The sequence below is a fragment of the Marseilla massiliensis genome (assembly GCF_016899855.1).
In the GTDB taxonomy this organism is placed as follows: Bacteria; Bacteroidota; Bacteroidia; order Bacteroidales; family Bacteroidaceae; genus Prevotella.
Map to the genome: position 1 here is coordinate 1 of NZ_JACJJG010000258.1, position 419 is coordinate 419.

Here is a 419-nt window from a genome sequence, read left to right on the forward strand (position 1 = left end):
GGAATAGTTGACATCGCATCGGGAAATGTGCTGCTTTACTTTACATTCCCGGTCTTTGTCAGGCGGACCCGCGGGGCCGCCTGACAAAATCGCAGCAAAGATACTATCTTCCGTTGTCATTCCCTCCATGCCCCACCGTTTTTTTTCTTTTCCACAGCCGTTTTTGTTCGCCGCTCCCGGCGTGCGCCGTCTCCGGGGTGTTGTTACCGATGCTCATGTGGGGCCTGCGCGTGTTGTAAAAGTCGATGTACCTGCCGATGGCCTCGCCGGCCGTGGCGATGTCGGCGAAAGCGCGTCGGCGGTTTACGGCCTCCTGCTTTATTATGCCGTTGACGCGCTCGGCCACCACTCCGACCGCGGGGTGCAGTACTGCTGCGACGCCTACATCGGCGAGCTGCGGCGCCACGGCATATCGGTGA

General features: G+C 59.7%; 1 protein-coding gene. It reads right to left on the reverse strand.

Translation table 11 applies throughout. The features are described from left to right. Window positions 1–103: 103 nt before the first annotated feature. Window positions 104–419, reverse strand: a 316-nt coding sequence (locus H6A34_RS14660) for an integrase core domain-containing protein (RefSeq protein ID WP_205106105.1), incomplete at its 5' end; no start/stop codon positions are given.